The following is a 19,126-nucleotide window of genomic DNA, read 5'->3' as shown; positions in this document are numbered from 1 at the left end:
TGAAAGGTAGAACATGAAGAAGGATTAGCTCATGACTTATAACATATGGTGTGTGTGCGGTTGTGGTTTAGGCTCTAGTTTTGCGTTAGAAATGACAGCAAAGCCCGTACTAGAAAAGCTCGGTATTGATTTTAGTTTAAACCATACAACTGTATCAGAAGTTTTAGCATTAAAACCTGATGCGATTATTACCTCAAGTTCATTCTCCGACGCAATAAAAGCAAGCGCCTCTCCTGAGGATGCCGAGAAGATAATTACCATCCAGAAATTTACAGATAGTAATGAAATGGAAGAGAAATTAAATAAATTTTTTAATCACAAATAATAATATTTCTCCACCTGTTTTATTTATATAACACCTAAACATAGCTTAATGCAAAATTAAGCTATTGGTACCCTATCATTTAAAATGGAGCACATATTATGAGCGCCTTTTTCGAATTTATTGTTAAAGACTTATTAGGTCAGGCATCAATACTCATCGCATTTATTGCAATGATGGGTCTGATATTACAGAAAAAAACCTACGGCAAAATTTTTGAAGGTACATTCAAAACTATGCTTGGCTTTTTAGTGATGATGGCCGGCATTAATATTATTGTCGAAACCCTTACCTTTCTAAACCAAATTTTTACCACGGGCTTCGGGATGTCTGGCTATATTACCGATGTCGCTGCGATTGCGGGTGTTGCCAACAAACAGTTAGGTAGTGAAGTGGCTTTAACACTCTTGGTGATATTTGCCACCAATATTTTGATCGCCCGCTTCACGCCCTGGAAATATATATTCCTCACCGGTCAGGCGTTGCTATGGATGAGTACCATTGGTGCCGTCATTGGCTACAAAGCCGGATTAACCGGACTCCCCCTGATCCTGACCGGTGGGATTTTTGGCGGCATTATGGCGGTTGCCATGCCCGCTATCGCACAACCCGTGGTACGCCGTATCACCGGTAACGACAGTATCGCGCTGGGGCACTTCTGTACCATTGGTTATATGGTTCAGGCCGCTGTCGCGAAAGTAGTCGGCAAAAACTCCAAGTCAACCGAAGACATTCAACTGCCGAAAGCATTCTCTTTTTTGAATGATACCTACTTGTCGATGGCCGTGGTGATGATCCCGATGTATCTCATTCCTGCAATCGCTGCAGGCCCTGAATACATTGCGAAATACTCTAACGGCATGAATTACCTGATGTATGCGTTTATGCAAGCGATGGTATTTGTCGCCGGTGTCTTTGTGCTCTACTCCGGGGTACGCCTGTTACTGCAAGAATTGGTCCCTGCATTCCAAGGTATCGCGATGCGTTTGGTGCCCAATGCCAAGCCTGCATTAGATTGCCCGGTGCTGTTCCCTTATGCACCGAATGCCGTCATTTTGGGCTTCCTGTCCACCACCGTGGGCACGGTGATTGGTATGTTGCTGTTCCCGATGTTCGGGCTCGCCATGATCCTGCCGGGATTATTAACCAACTTCTTCGCCGGTGGTACAGCGGGCATTTTCGGTAACGCAATTGGCGGCAGACGTGGTGCCATTATCGGTGGCGTCGTCCACGGCTTATTCATCACTTTCTTGCCAGCCATTCTGATCCCTCTCCTCGAAACCTATGGTTTTGTCGGTGTGACCTTCAGTGACTCCGATGTCATTTCATCCGGTTTGCTGCTCGGCAACGCTTTCAACGGCAACTGGGGATTTGTGGTGACGTTCATCGTCTTTGTTATCGCTATTACCTATTTCGTGAACAAATCTCTTTCTCGCTCTGAAGATAAAAAGGATATCGCCAATGAAACTGTTTAATTTCAAAGAACTCTTTCCCATTGCACAACGACGTGGTTTTCATGCGGTGGGTTCATTTAACTTGCACTGCCTTGAAATGCTACCCGCTTATTTTGAAGCAGCGCTCGATACTCACTCACCGTTGATGATCCAAATTTCAACGGGCACTGCGGAATATTTAGGCCGTGAGTTACTGGTTGGTTCGATCAAAGCCTTGGCTGAAACACACGATGTGCCAACCTGTTTACATCTGGATCACTGCTCAAATATCGATGACATCAAAAAAGCCATCGACAGTGGTTTCAGCAGTGTGATGTACGATGGTTCACATTTACCGTTAGAGGAAAACATTGCCAATACCAATATCGTTCTGGAATACGCTCGTCAGTTTAATGTCACTGTCGAGGCAGAATTAGGCGCCATTGGCGGTGCGGAAGATGGTAAAGCCGTTGCCGACAGTGACATCGCTTTTACGACGGTAGCGGAGGCGACTCAGTTTGTCCGTGAGGCTGATGTTGATATGCTGGCCGTCAGTATCGGCACGGTGCACGGGTCTTACACCGCAAAAACCAATATTCAGCACGCACTATTGGAAGAAATCCATCAAGCCGTAGACAAGTCTCTGGTTCTCCATGGCGGTACCGGTGTCAGTGATGAAGATATGCGTGATGTCATTCGTCACGGGATGGATAAAGTCAATGTCGGCACCGAAATGAATGTTCAATGGGTGAAACACTGTCAGGATACCTTCTCCAGCGGCAAAGTAGACGACTCGGTGCGCAAGTTCTTTATTCCCGCGCGTAAAGCCGTCAGAGAAGTCATTGCTGAGAAGATGCGTTTATTTCAATAACATAACTTAAATCACGATTATGTGCCCCACTCCGGTGGGGCAATTGAGGAGGGCACGTATGCAATTCCTTAAAAAGTTATTCGCCGGTCATGAAAAGAATGAGATGACCGAAAGTCAGGCAGTTGCAATTCATCAGGAAATTTTGCAATTAGAAGAGCGGTATGCCTTAGAACCGGATGATATTACGCTACAGCGAACTCTATTAGTTAAATATACACAAGCTGCCTCGATTTATTCGCAAGTTCCTTCATACAAAGATAGCGTCAACGATATTTTTAACAAAATGAACGAACTTAGAAATGCTGCGCGGAAAAATTTCTGAGAAGGAAACATTATGCTGAAAGAGCTTTTAGTTGAAGCCGATGCGATCCAATTACAAGTGGATGCGAAAGACTGGCAAGATGCACTCGATATCGCGGCTCGCCCACTGTTGGATCATCAATTTATCAATCTCTCTTATTTAAATGCAATTAAAACGACGACTGAAGAAACCGGGCCTTATTACGTTTTTGAAGATGAACGTTTTGCGTTACCCCATGCGCGACCTGAAGACGGTGTAAACCGCCTCGGTTTTAGTTTAGTCACACTCAAACATCCGCTCACCATCCAATCAAGTCCTGAAGTTGATCTCATTATCATGTTGTGTGCTTTAGATGGTCACAGTCATATCGAACACGGACTACGACCTATTTTTGAACTGCTTAGCGATGAAAAAATTCGAGATAAATTAAAACATGCGACGACGAAAGAAGAGGTGCTGAATTTACTATGAAAACTGTCATTCTTGTTAATGGAATCCCAGCTTCAGGCAAAAGTACGACTGCAACAAAAATTGCCGAATACTTTACCTGCCCCTATCTGTCGATCGATACCATTAAAGAGCCGTTTATGGGTCTCTATAGCGATGTAGATCGCAAACTCAACCGCAGACTCGGTCAGGCCGCTTATCAAGTCATTTGGAACACAATAGCCCAAGCCCCCGACGAATGTGTTTATGTGGTCGATGCCTGGTTTGGTTTCCGCCCCAAAGAGGAACTGCTCCGGTATGTGGATGAATCCAAAATTCATCATGTGATCGAAGTGTGGAACCAAGTGTCTCCGGAGACGGTGGTTGAACGTTATAAGCAGCGTTTACCCTACCGACGCAAAGGTCACCCCGGTGCTGAATATCTGCCAGAACTTGAAACGTTAGCCCAACAAGCGAAACCGATGAACATTGGTGAGCTGATTTGGCTGGATCAGGATGACACACCGAGTCACACCGAGCTGTTGTCCGAGATCACCGCACTGATGGCAACCCTCTCCCCCGTCAAACAAACCATCAACTATTAACAGAACGATCCCCAACCGCCCTGCTATCGTGGGGCATCCACATATGACATGTTGACTGAACCCGATGGCATTACAGACTCGTATCACTTGTTACGGATGGATCTAACGGTACCGGTATTGGCTTGGGGTGCATCCGCTGGCCAGTTTAAACCGATTGGAAAAATGCCCCGATGAACTGAAGCCACACTGCAAAGCGATGGTCACTAAAGACAGGTCGGTTTTTTTCAGCAATGTTTTTGCCAACAGTAAGCGCTGCTGCATCACGTATTGATGCGGTGCCAGCCCGACGGATTGTTTAAACATTCGTGCAAAATGATATTCACTTAAATTCGCCACTGCGGCCAAATCAGAAAGTTGGATGCCGTCGCTGAGATTCGCCTCAATATAGGCTTTCACTCTGGCGAGCTGGAAAGGCGCAAGTCCACCGATGACTTGTACCGGATTCCATTTAAAATTGGTGTAGTGGCGAACTAAGTGCGTTAACAATAATGTCGTCGCTGAACTCAGCGCTAAGCGGTCAGCGGAATCATTCCAACTCAGATTCAATAAGAATTGCCGATACAGCGTGGTAACTTGCGGATCATCGACAAAAATACGTTCATCGATACTAATTCCGTAGGGACTTTTATCCCAGACCGATTCCGCCACCTGTTTTAAGTGCCGGTCAGTAAAATAAAAGTGAACAAACGATAATGACCCGCGAATATCCCAGATGGACGAATAATCTTTGGGCATCAGACACAACCGATCCGGCTTGCCACCGTTGCGCCAGCCGTGCGGGGTTTTCAGGAAGGACTGGTAACCATCTTTGATATATAAACTCAAGGTATGATGATCCGGTGCATTCACATCAATCATCGCATATTGATTCGTCCAGGATGTCACCCCGGTCCCGTTTTCAAGTACAGTTGAATCTAATCGCTGCGCCTTATGGTTTTGCAAGCACTCAATCATCTGGTACGGCTTAGACATGGCTCATCTTCTCCGCTGTCAACCTCAGTCATCGACTAGTTTATGGTTTATCATCAGGGCAGGCAAACCGATCGCTACGGACTGGTCGTAAAAATGCGCAAGAATATGTAAATTATCAGCAAGCCCCTGTAATCCCAATGATGGCAACCCCGCTAAAATCGTCGCAATACAGTTCAAATGGATAAAACCAACATGGTCAACGGCTCACTCTATCTCATCACTGTCCTCATCTGGGGGACAACCTGGTTTGCGATTGCACTCCAAACGGGCGACGTCCCCGCGATGATTTCGGTATTCTACCGCTTTGCAATTGCTTCCTGTCTGCTCATGCTCATCCTGAAATGGTCAGGCAAACTGCAAGCCATCAATCGACGCGATCATCTCTTTTGTCTGCTTCAGGGGATGTGCGTCTTTTGTTTGAATTTCTTATGTTTTTACTCAGCCAATCACTACATCAACAGTGGCTTAGAATCGGTTTTATTTTCAATGGCGATTGTGTTTAACGCGATCAATGGTGTGATATTTCTCGGCCAACGGATTACCTATCGACTCGTGTTTGCAAGTCTGATCGGTATCTCAGGGATCGTTTGTCTGTTCTGGGAGAGTTTATTAGTCAATGATTTTGATACATCAACCCTGTTCGGCATCAGCCTGTGTTTGCTGGGAACCTACGGCTTTTCGATCGGTAATATGATCAGTGCCCGCCATCAAAAAAGAGGGCTCGATGTATTATCAACCAATGCCTATGCGATGCTCTATGGCGCACTCACCATGCTACTGATCATTGGGGTCACCGGCACGCATTTCACCATTGAAACAACCGTCAGCTATATCGGCGCCTTATTTTATTTGGCTATTTTTGGCACCGTGATTGGCTTTGGCGCTTACTTTGCGCTGGTGGGGCGCATCGGTACAGGTTCTGCGGCTTATGCGACGATATTATTTCCGTTAGTGGCGTTATCAATCTCAACGCTATTTGAAGGCTATCTCTGGACGCAAACAGCCGTGATTGGCTTAGTGCTGATTCTGTCCGGTAATATCGTGATGTTTTTTAAATTTAAAACGGTGCCGAAGCCTCGACGAGAAACCATCATGAATTAATTTGCCCGGCTCCCGAGAAATCATCGAGCATTTCTCTCGTCTTGATGAGCTTTCCCGACCATGCAACGGCATACAGTGACGGAAAGCTCTGAAAGTAGAAAGCTCTGACTATACTGACAGTAACAATTTACAGACAAACACGCACAATACTGTTGAATGTACCGTTTGATCAGTTTTGAAAATATCATCTCGATTATGTTTAATCACGAATCGCAGAAGTGTGTCAATGTGCAGTCTGCGGTAAGGCCGTTGCCATTGAACTCTTGCCATTGAACACAATGGTGATATCTATTCCTGTGATCACTTCGTCTATCCCACACGGAAACAGCTTCTGAAGCTGTAATCATCAATGCTCGGCCCGAATGGTCAGTAACATTGTGCCATGTTCAATCGGGTCTCCCTTCTGAGCATGACATATCACTTCAGCAGCATACTCCTCGGCATTTTTGATAATCACCACCGTCTCTAAGTCATATCCCATCGCAGAAATCGCCGCATAGTCAAAATCGATGAGCGGTTGCCCTTGCTTCACCTGCGTTCCTTTTGGCAATGCCGCGGAAAAATGCATCCCTTCCAGTTTTACCGTATCAATGCCAATATGAATAAAGACTTCCACGCCCTGCTGAGTTTTGAGACCAATCGCATGACCGCCATTAAAATCGGAGACCACTTCACCATCGATCGGCGCATACACGGTGCCGCTGTCAGGAATAATCACAATTCCCGCCCCTAAAATCCCCATCGCAAAAATCGAATCTGCCGACTCTTCCAGCGGAAGAATCTCTCCGGATAAAGGAGAAAAAATTGTTTCACTGAATGCACTTTGAACCGATTCATCAGCAGCCATTGATTTCGATTTTTTCTTAATTAGTTGCTGCTTAATTGGTTGTGTCTTAACTGCTGATGTCTCAGAAGTATGCTGGACTTCCGGCTCTGGTGAGCATGTGCTGGCTTGCGCATGATCTTTGTTAACATCAGCGTTATTCCGGGGATCAGGCGCTTTCAAAGCAGGCTGACCGGAAAAATAATAACTCAAGTACCCCGCAGATAATGCGGCAATGATATTGGCAGCTAAAGCGGCATAAACGGTGGCATCAATCCCATGTTCAGGAATAATTTGTGCCATAGTAAACAGGCTCATGATTCCCATGGAATACACTTTGGTTTGATAAAGACCGACCAACAACCCACCTAAAGCACCGCCCAGACACCCAAACAGAAAAGGCCGTTTATTAGGTAACGTAAATCCATACACCGCAGGCTCCGTAATCCCAAAAAATGCCGTGACAGAAGCAGAACCCAATAGTCCTTTCCGCTTCCGATCTTTTTCACGAAAAAACAGTCCGAGACAAGCACCGGCCTGCCCGAAGACTGCGGTCATCAGCAAAGGCACCAACACATCATAGCCATAGACAGAAAGATTATTCATTATTGCTGGCACCAGCCCCCAATGGATGCCAAACACAACAAGGATTTCCCAAATCGCCCCCATCAGTAATCCGGCAATCCCGGGACCAACCTGATACAGAGAAATAATCAGCCATGATATTTCAAAGGCGATCCAGGATGAAAAAGGTCCGATCAAAATAAACGTCATCGGGACAGTCACAGCAAGACACAGTATGGGGATCAGTAAATCTGCAAAAGAAAACGTTATGTATTTCGCGAGCCAACGCTCAAGTTTCGCATTCATCCAAGCCGCAAGTATCACTGGCAGAACACTCGATGAATAATCAATATAATAAATGGGTAAGCCTAAAAACGTATCGAGCGTCTGACTGCTATAAGCACTTGGTGAGAAAAATAAACCGGCGGTGCTGGTAATATCAGGGTGAACCATGGCAGCACCGATTGCCATCCCCACAAACGGACGTCCCTTAAATTTTTTGGCAGCGGTAAAGCCCAGAAAAATCGGCAGAAAGATGAAGGTTGATGTCGATGCAAGATTCAGTAAACGATACACACCGCTATCCGTGTCGAGCCAACCGAGTGTGGAAAATAACGTCAACATCCCTTTGAGAATGCCGGCACCCGCTAACAATCCGAGTAACGGTGTAAAAATGCTGGTAATGATATCGATGGACTGGTTAAAAAATCCGTGAACGTGCTTCTCTTCTACGTTTTCACCTAACAGCACCAGTAGCTCATGATAGATTGGGGCGACATGCCCACCGAGCACAACATGATACTGGCCCAGACTCTTCATCACCGTGACAATATCCGGCAGTTCAAGGAGTTTTTCACCTGCGACTTTCTCTTCATTTTTCAACACAAAACGCAGACGTGTCGTACAATGAACGACACTTTTAATATTATTCGCACCACCGACAAAGATAAGAATCTGGCTCGCCAGTTGCTGATAATGATTCATTTCATCTTTTCTCTGCAATCATGGATGAGCTGCCCGTCTGACCCGCTCTATATGTATCGTCAGAAACATCATCTCTTCTGAAGTCATCTCATGTTGATATTTTTTCGCGACGTACTGCCCAATTTTCTTTGTACAATCAAATGATTGTGGATATTTTTCTTTAATAGAGATAAACAGTGAGTCATCATCTGATTGAATTGTTGTCTTATGAATGAGTCGATGCGCAAAAAATTTCAAATGGGTCACTAATCGTTGAAAATCGGTACTATTTTCATCGAGACTGATTTGCATCTGGTACTGGATCATCTGCACAATATCACGAATCAGATTAGTCACACTGATGGTATTGTTCATATCTTCATTGAGCTGCGCATTCACTAAATGCAACGAGATAAAGCCCGCTTCATCTTCATCAAACTGAATCCCCGAAGCTTCCTTCAATAATTGTAATGCTTCAAGGCCGACCCGGTATTCCTGCGGATAAAGTTGCCGGATTTCCCATAACATCGCATTTTTGATCTGCTGCCCTTTCACCATTCGCTCCAGTGCAAAGAACAAGTGATCAGCCAATGAAATACGTACACTCGGATGTAACTGTCCCGGTAAATCCCGTTCTGCTAAGCTCACGATTGATTCCGTCACAGAAAGCAGTTCTAAAGGAATTTTTCCCAGCAGTTCGTGATAACGCGCGTCGAGTGCTTTATCGTCAGTCTTGGTCAGGGTAAATACTTTTTCAATCAGCTGTTGATGAATCGGCATGCCTTTCTTCATTTGAAAGCCAATCCCTTTGCCCATCACCACTACTTCGTGCCCATGCTCATCAACAGAGATAATCACATTATTATTGAGTACTTTTTCAACCTGCATGTTCATCCAAACTCGTTTTTATATAAAAAAACCTGAAGATTGCAAAACAATGCGGGTCGCAAATGCTTTGAAATCTTCAGGTTTTGCATGCTTATGCATTAGCAATCCATGTTCAGTGTCAACATAGCATGTAATTTGGGACACTATCAATGAAAGACCATTTAACTGTGCTGCACAGCACAGTATAAATAGCGATCCACTTGATGACCCATATCAACATCCTGTCATGTTTATTTGATAGAATTATAACTCTATGCAAATGAATGCGCTTAAACACAAAACACTGCATGAATCATCACGGACAGATCGATAGTAAAGAGATTACGATGACAGATAAAAGAGTCAGTTTTTCAGAGCATGACAGCCTCATATCAACTACATCCCCCGACAGCCATATCACCGACTGCAACGCCGATTTTTGCCGCATTGCCGGTTATCAACAAACGGAACTCCTCGGTAAACCACATAATGTCATTCGCCATCATGACATGCCGCGGGCAGCTTTTAGCCAGCTGTGGGAGTATATCCAATCGGGTAAAAGTTGGATGGGACTGGTCAAGAATCAGTGTAAAAATTCCGGCCATTATTGGGTCTCTGCTTTTGTCACCCCCATTATGGGCAAAGATGGGAAAATCTACGAATATCAATCCGTCAGAACACAGCCTACGGATGAGCAGATTTCACGGGCAACCTCTCTGTATCAGCGCTTGAAAAAAGGCCCGGTCACCATTAGACGTATCCCATGGTTCAGTCTCTTGCTGGGAGTCACATTCATACAACTTGCAACCCTGCTTGCTTTCGCGTTTAAGCTCTTTTCGCTCCCCATCACGCTCGGGGTGATGCTCCCATTGTTTCTGCTCCAGATTGCCTGTTCATTGCAACTGAAACAACGCATGACCACCTTGAATAAACTGGCTCAGGATCATTACAACAACCCCCTCATGGAACAACCATATACAGGCCATTGTGATGATCTCTCCCGCATTGAGCTGGCACTGCTGATGAAGCGTGCAGAGTTGAGAGCGGTAACCGCACGAGCCAAAGAAACGTCCGGCACTCTGCTTCAGGCAGCCAATGAAGAAGTCCACAACCGCCAGTTGATTGATCGAGAGCTGAACGAACAGGAAATAGCCACCAGTGCGATGGCCGTTTCAGCTGAAGAAATGCAGACCTCAATTGATGAAGTCTCCAAACAGGCGAAACAGAGTGCAGAATTTGCGAACGATGCACAAAACAAAGCGCAGGAAGGCACTCAGACCATTGATGAAGCAGTCCGGACCGTTCATCTGTTGAGTCAACATTTAGAACATTCAAAAACTGCGCTGGACCAACTGTATAGCGATGTTGATGGCATCGAAACGATTCTGGAAATGATTCAAGGCATTGCAGAGCAAACCAACTTATTGGCCCTCAATGCTGCGATTGAAGCAGCCAGAGCCGGTGAGCATGGGCGGGGCTTTGCGGTGGTCGCAGATGAAGTCCGTGCCTTATCAGCCAAAACAAGTACGTCTGTCGGAGACATCCGCTCAAAGATTGAAGTGCTGCAAACCACCGTCAATAAGACGGGACAGTTAATGACGGAAGGCGTCAAGGCTTCAGAACAAAGCGTCGTCAAATCACAACAAAGCAAGGAATCATTCGAGGCAATAGTGAGTGATTTAGTCTCCATCGGCGAGCAAAGTGCGTACACGGCACAAGCCATCACCGAACAAGTACAAGTGACCCAAGGGATCAACGCACATGTGATGCGGATGAATGATGCGATTCAATCGACAAAATCACTCTCATCATCATCGGTTGAACGGACGCATACCCTTGTAACTCGTCTGGAAAGCCTGCAACGACTGGTGCAACAATTTAGTCATTCGTAATCATACTCAGCGTCAAACATCCGGACAGCATGACCGCTATCCGGATGTTTGACGTTTTATCAGAGGCTGAACCAAAACGTCACTTAACCAATACTTTAATCAAGATTAACGCGACTAAAGCTCACCTGATGTCCCCCGGTATTCTCAGTGGTGTTCGTTGAATAGAACAGCGACACCTGACCATCGGTATTCAAAAATGCTTCACTTCCTGCTGCCACTTGTACTTTTACTTGTTTCTTCATATTCACGCCATATATTGTGTTAAATAAAAGGAGTCCAATAATAAACCAAGTGAATATCTAAAACAAAAATTACTTTTAAAACAAATAATTAAAATGTGAAAAATATCTCTCCCGACCACTATTACTATTTTCGATAAATAGCATTGTCACTTTCTCCGACAAACCGATACACTCTCCCCAAAATCATCTCTCAGAATTTAGCTATGCAAAACCATGACAACCACGCTGATGAAGCGGCAGAAATTGAAATCGAAGCGATTGGCATTGAAGTCAACCATCAGCCCATAGAACTATATAAAGTTCTGAAATTAGCCAATGTGCTCAGTGGTGGCGGAGAAGCCAAATATGCGATTGCTGAGGGATATGTTGTGGTCAATGGTGAGGTCGAACGGCGCAAACGCTGTAAAATCTATGACGGTGATCTCGTCGAGTTTAACGGTGAGTATTATCTGGTGATTTGTGATGTCCCTGTGGCTGAGCCATCTCAGTCTGCGCCCGTTCGGAAGAAGCCGAGTCCGGCTCGTAAAAAGACATCTCAGACAACAGATTCAGAAAATATTTCGCCGCGTAAAAGCAAAAATAACCGAGCGAAAAGTCCCACAGCGAAAAAAAATCCACCGCAGCCAAAACAGCAAAAGACCAATCCGAATAGCTCAACCACGGGAAAAAATAATCAGCCTGAACCGGATAAAAAAACCACTGAACGTGATGCGGTTAGTGGACGCAACTCGATTAAATTTTTCTAATGCGATGACGTGGGGTTGGCTGATGAAGTCACAGCGCATTGGTAATGAAGAGCTGGTGATAGCAGTTATCAAGAGAGCCCGACATGGTCGGGCTCTCTTGAGTCATACACAAGCTCAGAATATCACTTAGCTCATATCATCACTGACCGCGATAGCTGAATTCAGGATACCAGCGAGTATCTGCTCAGCGACACGCGGCTCACGCACGATGCTGTCATGATCCCCGGAGAACACTTGCGACTGTACCTGACCATAACCATCCCACTCTCCGGCATCCGCGCCTTGCTGATAGCGGGATCCCTCAAGCGTCTGACTCGACCAAAACACCTGCAACGGTGCGGCAACCGGCCGCAGCACATGTTCACGCATCAACCGATGGCTTTGCATCAATAACTGCATCTGCATCAAGCGTAACGTCCGGTCTGCTGCTTCATTATCCAAAAGCGCCGTCTCACCCAACAACTGCGCCAGCGTATCGAACACAAACAAGTCCTGCTCTTGCGGGGACAGACACCCTTGCGCTGCCTCCGTGCTTGCGGGGACAGACGGTTTAATGCCGAGAGATGCACTTACGGGGACAGACGCCTCAAAGCCCTGCGAATCTTGCGGGGACAGACGCGATAATCCCCCACCTGATGATGGTTCCGGATCCGGTTGCACCCTCTGTCCTGCTAACAGCGTCTGTCCTGCCAACAGCGTCTGTCCAGTTAACGTCTGCTCCAGCAATGTCAGTTCCGCCAGATGATTGTCCAGCAATAACGTCCGATGGCGATGATTGAGGCAGGCCAAATAACGCGAGATCTGGTTGAGTTCCGGCACTTGCAAACGCGCTTTATCGACATCGGCCCGGGCATCGATAATCGTCACCGGCTCGACCATCTCATTAAGCGTTTCGAGCCGATGTGCGATTGCCATTGCCAGCCATGCACCGAAAGACCAGCCCACCAAGCGATAAGGCCCGTGAGGTTGTACACTGCGAATCAGCGTGACATAGCGTTCAGCCAGTTGCTCAAGATTTGGTGAATCAGATGCGCTGAGGCCATGCAGTTGTGGTGATTCAATACCATAAACCGGGAAACGATTACCGAACTGTTGCACCATCGCCTGATAAGCACGAACAATCCCGCCGGCAGGATGGAGCAGAAATACGTTATCCCGCGCCTGACAAGTGAGCAAATTGGTTTCAGCCTGAGCATTCATCGGAACCAGTAGTGCTGCGTCTGCGTGGCATTCGTTGTCCGGCTTGTTAACCTCCGCCTGTATCGGTTCTGCTTCAACATGCAGCGCTAATGCCTGCAACTCAGAGTGACGGAACACGGCCGTGAGTGGCAATGTCAGTGCCCACTGACGCCGAAGCATCGCCACCAACCGGCCGGCCAGTAGCGAGTTGCCGCCCAGCGTAAAGAAGTCATCTTCCCGATAGACTGTTTCAGTACCAAGCAGTAACTGCCAAGCTTGAGCAAGCGCGATCTCAACCGGTGTCTGCGGCGCGGTTTTCTTTGCCGAGATAACGCCTGATAACTGTGGTTCAGGCAGGGCTTTGCGATCTATCTTATCGTTTGCATTGAGCGGCATCTGCGCCAGATAAACGATGTGCTGAGGCACCATATACGCAGGCAGCACACGCTTAAGCGATGACAAAATAGACTCGCTGCTCATCACATCATCAGCCTGATTAACAGCGGCATTAACGGTGACATAACCGACTAAACACACTTTCTCGGTATTAGCATAACAGAGGCTGACCACTGCTTCGCGAATCCCCTCGATAGCGCCGAGCCGCGCTTCAATCTCACCGGTCTCAATCCGGTAACCGCGCAACTTGATCTGAAAATCAGTCCGGCCGACATAGAATAGTTCGCCATCAACCGACAATCGCACCCGATCCCCGGTTTTATACATGACTGCGTCAGCACGGCGCGCAAACGGATCCGGCAGGAAAACTCCGGCAGTCAAGTCTGCCCGGTTGAGATACCCCAGCGACACCCCGTCACCACCGATGTATAACTCCCCTTCTGCGCCGAAAGCCACCGGATTGTGCCATGCATCCAGAACATACAATTGTGTATTGGTAATCGGCCGGCCCAGCGGTGGCTGTGCCATATTATCCGGCGTGATTTCGGCACAAGATGACCAGACTGTGGTTTCCGTCGGGCCATACATGTTCAGCAGGCGAGCACCACGAGAGATCATCGCTTCAGCTAAGGCGGGAGGCAGTGCTTCCCCGCCGACCAAGGCCGTTAAGTGCGACCAGTTTTGCGACGGTTGATCCATTAACATCTGCCACGTCATCGGTGTCGCCTGCATGATGGAAATTCCCTGTTTTTGCAGACATGCAGATAACGCCGCGCCATCACGCACCATGGCTTCATCAGCAATTACCACCTGCGCCCCGACAAGCAGCGGCACGAACAGTTCCAACACCGCAATATCAAACCCGACGGTGGTGACCGCCAGTAATTTATCGGCTTCCGTGATTTGAGTAACTGATACCATACTGTGCAAGAAATTACTCAGTGCCGTCCGTGGGATCTGGACGCCTTTCGGCCGCCCGGTTGAGCCGGAAGTGAAGATGGTATAGGCCAAGCCTTGATCTTGCTGCGTCAAACGTGTCAACGCTTGCTCGCGATCAGCGTCACTGAACGGCGTGGCCGCAATCAGTGATGCAACGCTATGGTTGAGATCAATATCGCCGAGCGTCACTGAACCATCATTCAAGATCAAGTCCGGTGACGTCTCTTCAAGGATCAGTTGCAAGCGTGCTTGAGGCTGAGACGGATCCAGCGGCACATAACTGGCACCGGCCGCATAAACGCCCAGCAACGCAACTAACATGTCAGTCTGACGAGCATGACACACCACCACTCGACTGTGGCTATCAACGCCCCGGCATCGTAATGCATGGGCGAGGTGCAACGTCCGTTCCAGCAGCTCACCATAAGTCAGCTGTCCGTCCGCACCGGACACCGCAACACGCTCTCGTTTACGTGTCCAGTCAGACAAAATTCCCGCACCAAGATGCCATTGATCCAGCGTAACCGCTTCGCCCCGGAAACCGACATCAGAAGCAATCCACTGGCGACCAATATCCGCCAACATGTCACAGCCCTGAGCCGTGGTGAAAGCAGACAGAACTTGTTCCAAGGTCGAAAGCATCGCCTTCGCCGCTTGAAGAGAAACCCGTTTGCCGTCGCACCCCATCCGCATTATCAGCGCGTCATGGGGCATTACCGTCAGTGTCAATGGGTAATTATTCCGCTCATAGGCCTGTAACGGTGTAACTGACAAACCGTGATTCCCCGTCTTGCCAGCCCCCTCTCCGAGCGCTTCATTTTCAAACACCAACAGCGCATCAAAAAGCGACTGTCCCCGCAATGAGCCGTTCTGAGCCAACTCACTCTGTGCGGTAATGTCCACCAGCGGCAGACATTCATGCTCACGTAGCTCAACGCCCTGACGGTGTGCCAGTTCCAGCAGTTGCGCCAGCGTCTGATCGGCCTGTAACGTCATTCGCACTGCGATAGTATTAATGAAAATACCAATAATTCGCTGCGCTTGCGGCAACTCAGCAGGACGCCCGGACGTAGTCATGCCGAACACAATATCGTGCTGTCCGCTGTGATGAGAGAGCGTCAGAGCCCACGCGGCCTGAAGCACTGAGTTCAAAGTCACCCCATGTGTCCGACACAGCGACTTCACCCCTGAGGTAAGCGTTTCACTCAGACGATGATCAAACAGCTCAAATGCGTCACCGGGCGTTCCGGCAGGTAACGCTACCGGTGTTTCAAATCCGCGCAGATAGTTTTTCCAGAACGTTTTGGATGCATCAAGGTCTTGCTGTGCCAGCCAATCGAGATAGAGCGAAAAATCCGGCCGCGGAGTCAGTTGAATCGAGGTATCTCCCATCGCCTGACGATAACGGCACATCACATCCTGAATCACCAAGGCCGAACACCACGCATCCACAATCAAATGATGACGACTCCAGATCAACCAGTGCTGTTGCTCCGCGATGCGAATCAGCGTCAGACGCATCAGGGGCGGCATATTGAGATCAAATCCTTTATCCCGGTCAGCCCGACACAACGCCTCAAAACGTTGTTGCTGTTGTGTGGTTGCATCACCGGACCAATCCAGGATGTCTACCGGTAAGTGCACCTGCGCTGCAAAGTATTGACGCGGCTCGCCCTGTTGATCGTCTTGAAAATGCGCCCGCAATGCCTGCTCACGATTAACCGTTTGCTGCCACGCCAGCACAAACGCTTCAGCATCCAACGTCCCTTCAATCGCGACCGCAGTCTGATTAAAGTACAGCGACTCATCCGGTGTTGCCCCTTGCAGTGCAGAACTATGCAAATACATCCCCTGCTGCACCGGTGTCAACGCATATCCTGCCGCCGGCTGAGCCGTCTGTCCTCGTAACGTTTGTTGCTGTGTCTGTCCCGCTAAAGGCGTCTGTCCCCGCAACGTTTGTTGCTGCGACTGTCCAGCTAAAGGCGTCTGTCCCCGCAACGCTTGTTGTTGCGACTGTCCCGCTAAAGGCGTCTGTCCTGCGAAGGACGGTCCTGCGAAGGACGGTCCTGCGAAGGACGCAATACCTTCAAGCCGCTGTGCAAACGCATCAGCAACGGGGTCGAGCTGCGACTTCAGCGCTGGCGGATACTGCCACACCACCGTCAAAATACCATCGCGGATCTGCGCGGTCACTTCAATCAACTGGCGGCGAAGACTGTCGGGATGACGCGCTTGTCCGGCACCGTCAATCAACTGCCAGTCCATATCAAGCGTGCCGATCTGACCCAGATAATTGAACAGGATCTGCGGAGCCGGAAATGCCAGCCGCTGATGCAGATAACGTAACACGCCATAACCAATACCGAGATCAGGCACTGCTGCCAGTTGGCGGGCGATACTGTCCAGATCTTCAGATGCAGTGTCAAAACGAACCGGAAAACGGCTGGTCAGCCATCCGACCGTCTCACTCAAATCTTGCTCAGCCAGCCAAGGACAACGCCCGTGGCTCTCCATCTCAATCAATAACTGATCACGCGGAAACTGTGACTGAACCGCCTGAGTCAGCGCGCCAAGCATGGCAACTTCACAAGCCGAGCGCTGATGTAAGTTCCCTAAACCCAGCAACCGGGCGGTCAGTTGGGAGGAGAATGTCTGGTGTTGAGTATGCACGGCGCCGACCGTTCCGGGCTGGGCACCGGCAATCAGGATCCCGCTATCAAACCGATTGACCATCGGCTGCCAGTATTGCCCGGCAGCGGTGAGTTTTTCATCCGGCAAATGCTGTAACTGCTGCTGCCACTGCGCTGCGGTGGTCTCTTCCTTATCGGGTGTGACCTCTCCGCCATGCAACAGTGTCTGATAGGTCTGATGCAGTTCCCGGCCGATCACTCGCCAGGACACCCCATCCACCACCAGATGGTGGGCAACCAGCAACAGTTGACTGCTACCGTCAGCCAAATTGAAAGCAACCACTTTGAATAATGGCCCTTCAGTCAGATTCAGACTCTGCTGAGTTGCGGCCACTAAAGCCGTTAATCCGGCCGGATCCTGTCCGTCAAATCCGGCATAAACGGCCGCAGTTTCATGAGACAACCAATAACCGGCCTGTTGTGGTGTATCCAGATGTTCAAAACGCGCCGTCAGTAACGGATGCTTATGCAAGACGACATCAACCGCCTGACTCATCACACGATGGACAATCCGCGTCGGAACCCGAAGCATCACAGCCTGATTCCAGTAATGCGGGTAAGGCTGTGGCTGTTCAAGGAACCACTGCTGAATCGGTAACAGCGGCAGAAGGCGCTGCTGATCAGGCATCGCGCTTATCTTTGGTGTGTCAGCCGCTACAGTTTCAGGCTCAGCCGCAGGTTGCGCTGTTTCACCGAGTGTCACTGCCAGTTCAGCAATGGTCGGTGTCGCGTAAAGCATTTTCGGCGTAATCACCAGCCCGTGCTGACGCGCCCGGGCCACCAGTTGCAAGGCAATAATTGAATCTCCGCCGAGGGTGAAGAAATTATCGCTAACAGACACCGGTTGCCGGAGTAATGCAGACCAGAGAGACAGCAATGTCTCCGTAATCGATGGCGTCTCACTCTCCGGAGATGATGCTGCAACAGATGCTTCAGTTACGGATGCTGCAGTTACGCTCCCCTCAGCAACGGACGCCTTCTTACCAACCGGAACATCAACTGTGCGCTTGCTCTCGGCCGGTGCTGTCTCCGGTGTCGCGCAGTCAGACTCACCGGCTTGCTCAGCCAGAAGGGTCGTTAAAGCGGCAACTGTCGGGGCGGCATAAATCTGTTTCGGTGTCAGTTTGAAACCGTTCTGGCGCGCTTTGGCAATAAATTGCAGGCAGACAATTGAATCCGCGCCCAGCGCAAACAGGTTATCTTCCGCTTGTGGCCGGATCTTAAGCAGGCTCTCCCACAGATCGCTGAGCACCACATCGGTTGCAGCTTTAGCCGGCAACTTCGGTTCGCTGTCAGGTTGCGTCTGAGCTGTCTCCGCTTCATCTGAAAATGTCACGTCAGGTGCCACCATCCTTGATGCCAGTGCCTGTCGATCCAGTTTGCCGTTTTTCTGTAACGGGAACTGAGTCAACACTTGCCACAATCGCGGTACCATATAATCCGGCAGTAATCCTTCCAGCGCAATTTCGAGCTGTTTTAACCGGCGCGGCTGAGATTCGTCCTGATTGGCTAATATCACAGCCGCAGCCAGACGTTGACCACTCGGTCCGTCAACCGCCAGCACCACAGCATCTTCAACATCAGGCATCGCTTGTAACGTGGCACGCACTTCACCCAGCTCAACCCGGAAGCCGCGGATTTTCACCTGATCATCCTGACGCCCCAGATAGCGCAGTTCGCCCTGTGCCCCTCGCACCACGCGGTCACCGGTTTTATACAGCGGCAATGCCATAGATGGCTCACTCAAACCCAGCACATCGGTACGGCTGAACTGTCTGGCGGTGTTATCCGGCC

Annotated in this window: 14 protein-coding genes (1 of these 14 only partly in view); 9 read left to right on the top strand and 5 right to left on the bottom strand. The window is 48.8% G+C overall.

Annotated elements, in window-relative coordinates; genetic code table 11:
* The first annotated feature begins 31 nt into the window (after window positions 1-31).
* The 6 genes from VRK_RS03925 (at window position 32) to VRK_RS03900 (ending at window position 3,958) form a co-directional block, all read left to right on the top strand.
* The gene (locus tag VRK_RS03925) at window positions 32-325 is read left to right on the top strand and encodes a PTS sugar transporter subunit IIB (RefSeq protein ID WP_059120188.1); all 294 of its coding nucleotides are present in this window, start codon (window positions 32-34) and stop codon (window positions 323-325) included.
* Window positions 326-423: 98 nt separating this feature from the next.
* Complete coding sequence (locus VRK_RS03920) at window positions 424-1,797, top strand: PTS sugar transporter subunit IIC (RefSeq protein WP_059120187.1); 1,374 nt, start codon at window positions 424-426, stop codon at window positions 1,795-1,797.
* Complete coding sequence (locus tag VRK_RS03915; protein WP_059120186.1) at window positions 1,784-2,626, top strand: class II fructose-bisphosphate aldolase; 843 nt, start codon at window positions 1,784-1,786, stop codon at window positions 2,624-2,626. Before VRK_RS03920 ends, VRK_RS03915 begins: the two co-directional genes overlap by 14 nt.
* Before the next feature lie 58 nt (window positions 2,627-2,684).
* A complete protein-coding gene (locus VRK_RS03910) occupies window positions 2,685-2,948 on the top strand; it encodes a hypothetical protein (RefSeq protein ID WP_059120185.1) in 264 nt (87 codons plus the stop codon).
* Between the two features lie 12 nt (window positions 2,949-2,960).
* Window positions 2,961-3,398: a PTS sugar transporter subunit IIA gene (locus VRK_RS03905; RefSeq protein WP_059120184.1), complete on the top strand. Its 438-nt coding sequence runs from the start codon at window positions 2,961-2,963 to the stop codon at window positions 3,396-3,398.
* Window positions 3,395-3,958: a P-loop nucleotide/nucleoside kinase family protein gene (locus VRK_RS03900; protein ID WP_059120183.1), complete on the top strand. Its 564-nt coding sequence runs from the start codon at window positions 3,395-3,397 to the stop codon at window positions 3,956-3,958. Before VRK_RS03905 ends, VRK_RS03900 begins: the two co-directional genes overlap by 4 nt.
* A gap of 102 nt (window positions 3,959-4,060) precedes the next feature.
* Here VRK_RS03900 and VRK_RS03895 read toward each other — a convergent pair whose 3' ends face one another.
* Window positions 4,061-4,930 carry an AraC family transcriptional regulator gene (locus VRK_RS03895; protein WP_059120182.1) on the bottom strand — a complete coding sequence of 290 codons (870 nt, stop codon included), beginning with the start codon at window positions 4,928-4,930 and terminating at the stop codon, window positions 4,061-4,063.
* Window positions 4,931-5,107: 177 nt separating this feature from the next.
* On the opposite strand from VRK_RS03895, the gene VRK_RS03890 reads away from it, so the two are divergent.
* On the top strand, window positions 5,108-6,031 hold the full coding sequence (locus VRK_RS03890) for a DMT family transporter (protein WP_197413052.1): 924 nt from the start codon (window positions 5,108-5,110) through the stop codon (window positions 6,029-6,031).
* Window positions 6,032-6,377: 346 nt separating this feature from the next.
* Here the strand turns inward: VRK_RS03890 and VRK_RS03885 are convergent, their stop codons facing one another.
* Together VRK_RS03885 and licT are read right to left on the bottom strand one after the other, a co-directional pair.
* Window positions 6,378-8,402, bottom strand: a complete 2,025-nt coding sequence (locus VRK_RS03885) for a beta-glucoside-specific PTS transporter subunit IIABC (RefSeq protein WP_157371845.1) — start codon at window positions 8,400-8,402, stop codon at window positions 6,378-6,380.
* A gap of 18 nt (window positions 8,403-8,420) precedes the next feature.
* Window positions 8,421-9,275, bottom strand: a complete 855-nt coding sequence (gene licT / locus VRK_RS03880; protein ID WP_231735733.1) for a BglG family transcription antiterminator LicT — start codon at window positions 9,273-9,275, stop codon at window positions 8,421-8,423.
* 320 nt (window positions 9,276-9,595) lie between these two features.
* Between licT and VRK_RS03875 the strand changes: the two genes are divergently transcribed.
* Window positions 9,596-11,140 (top strand): methyl-accepting chemotaxis protein, encoded by a 1,545-nt coding sequence (locus VRK_RS03875; RefSeq protein ID WP_059122636.1) that lies wholly within the window; start codon window positions 9,596-9,598, stop codon window positions 11,138-11,140.
* 95 nt (window positions 11,141-11,235) lie between these two features.
* Here VRK_RS03875 and VRK_RS20830 read toward each other — a convergent pair whose 3' ends face one another.
* A complete protein-coding gene (locus tag VRK_RS20830; protein ID WP_157371844.1) occupies window positions 11,236-11,382 on the bottom strand; it encodes a hypothetical protein in 147 nt (48 codons plus the stop codon).
* A 203-nt stretch (window positions 11,383-11,585) separates the two neighbouring features.
* Here VRK_RS20830 and VRK_RS03870 point away from each other — a divergent pair, with 203 nt between their 5' ends.
* Window positions 11,586-12,128: an RNA-binding S4 domain-containing protein gene (locus VRK_RS03870; RefSeq protein ID WP_059120178.1), complete on the top strand. Its 543-nt coding sequence runs from the start codon at window positions 11,586-11,588 to the stop codon at window positions 12,126-12,128.
* Window positions 12,129-12,254: 126 nt separating this feature from the next.
* Here VRK_RS03870 and VRK_RS03865 read toward each other — a convergent pair whose 3' ends face one another.
* Window positions 12,255-19,126, bottom strand: the 3' portion of a protein-coding gene (locus tag VRK_RS03865; RefSeq protein WP_059120177.1) for a non-ribosomal peptide synthetase. Its footprint extends 7,816 nt past the window's final position; the window shows 6,872 of its 14,688 coding nt (coding positions 7,817-14,688); its start codon lies beyond the right edge, outside the window — the gene reads right to left on this strand; its stop codon occupies window positions 12,255-12,257.

Origin of the sequence: Vibrio sp. MEBiC08052, assembly GCF_001506075.1 — a bacterium.
Lineage (GTDB): Bacteria > Pseudomonadota > Gammaproteobacteria > Enterobacterales > Vibrionaceae > Vibrio.
Note: the sequence above shows the minus strand (reverse complement) of the source record. Positions and strands in the feature narration are given on the sequence as shown.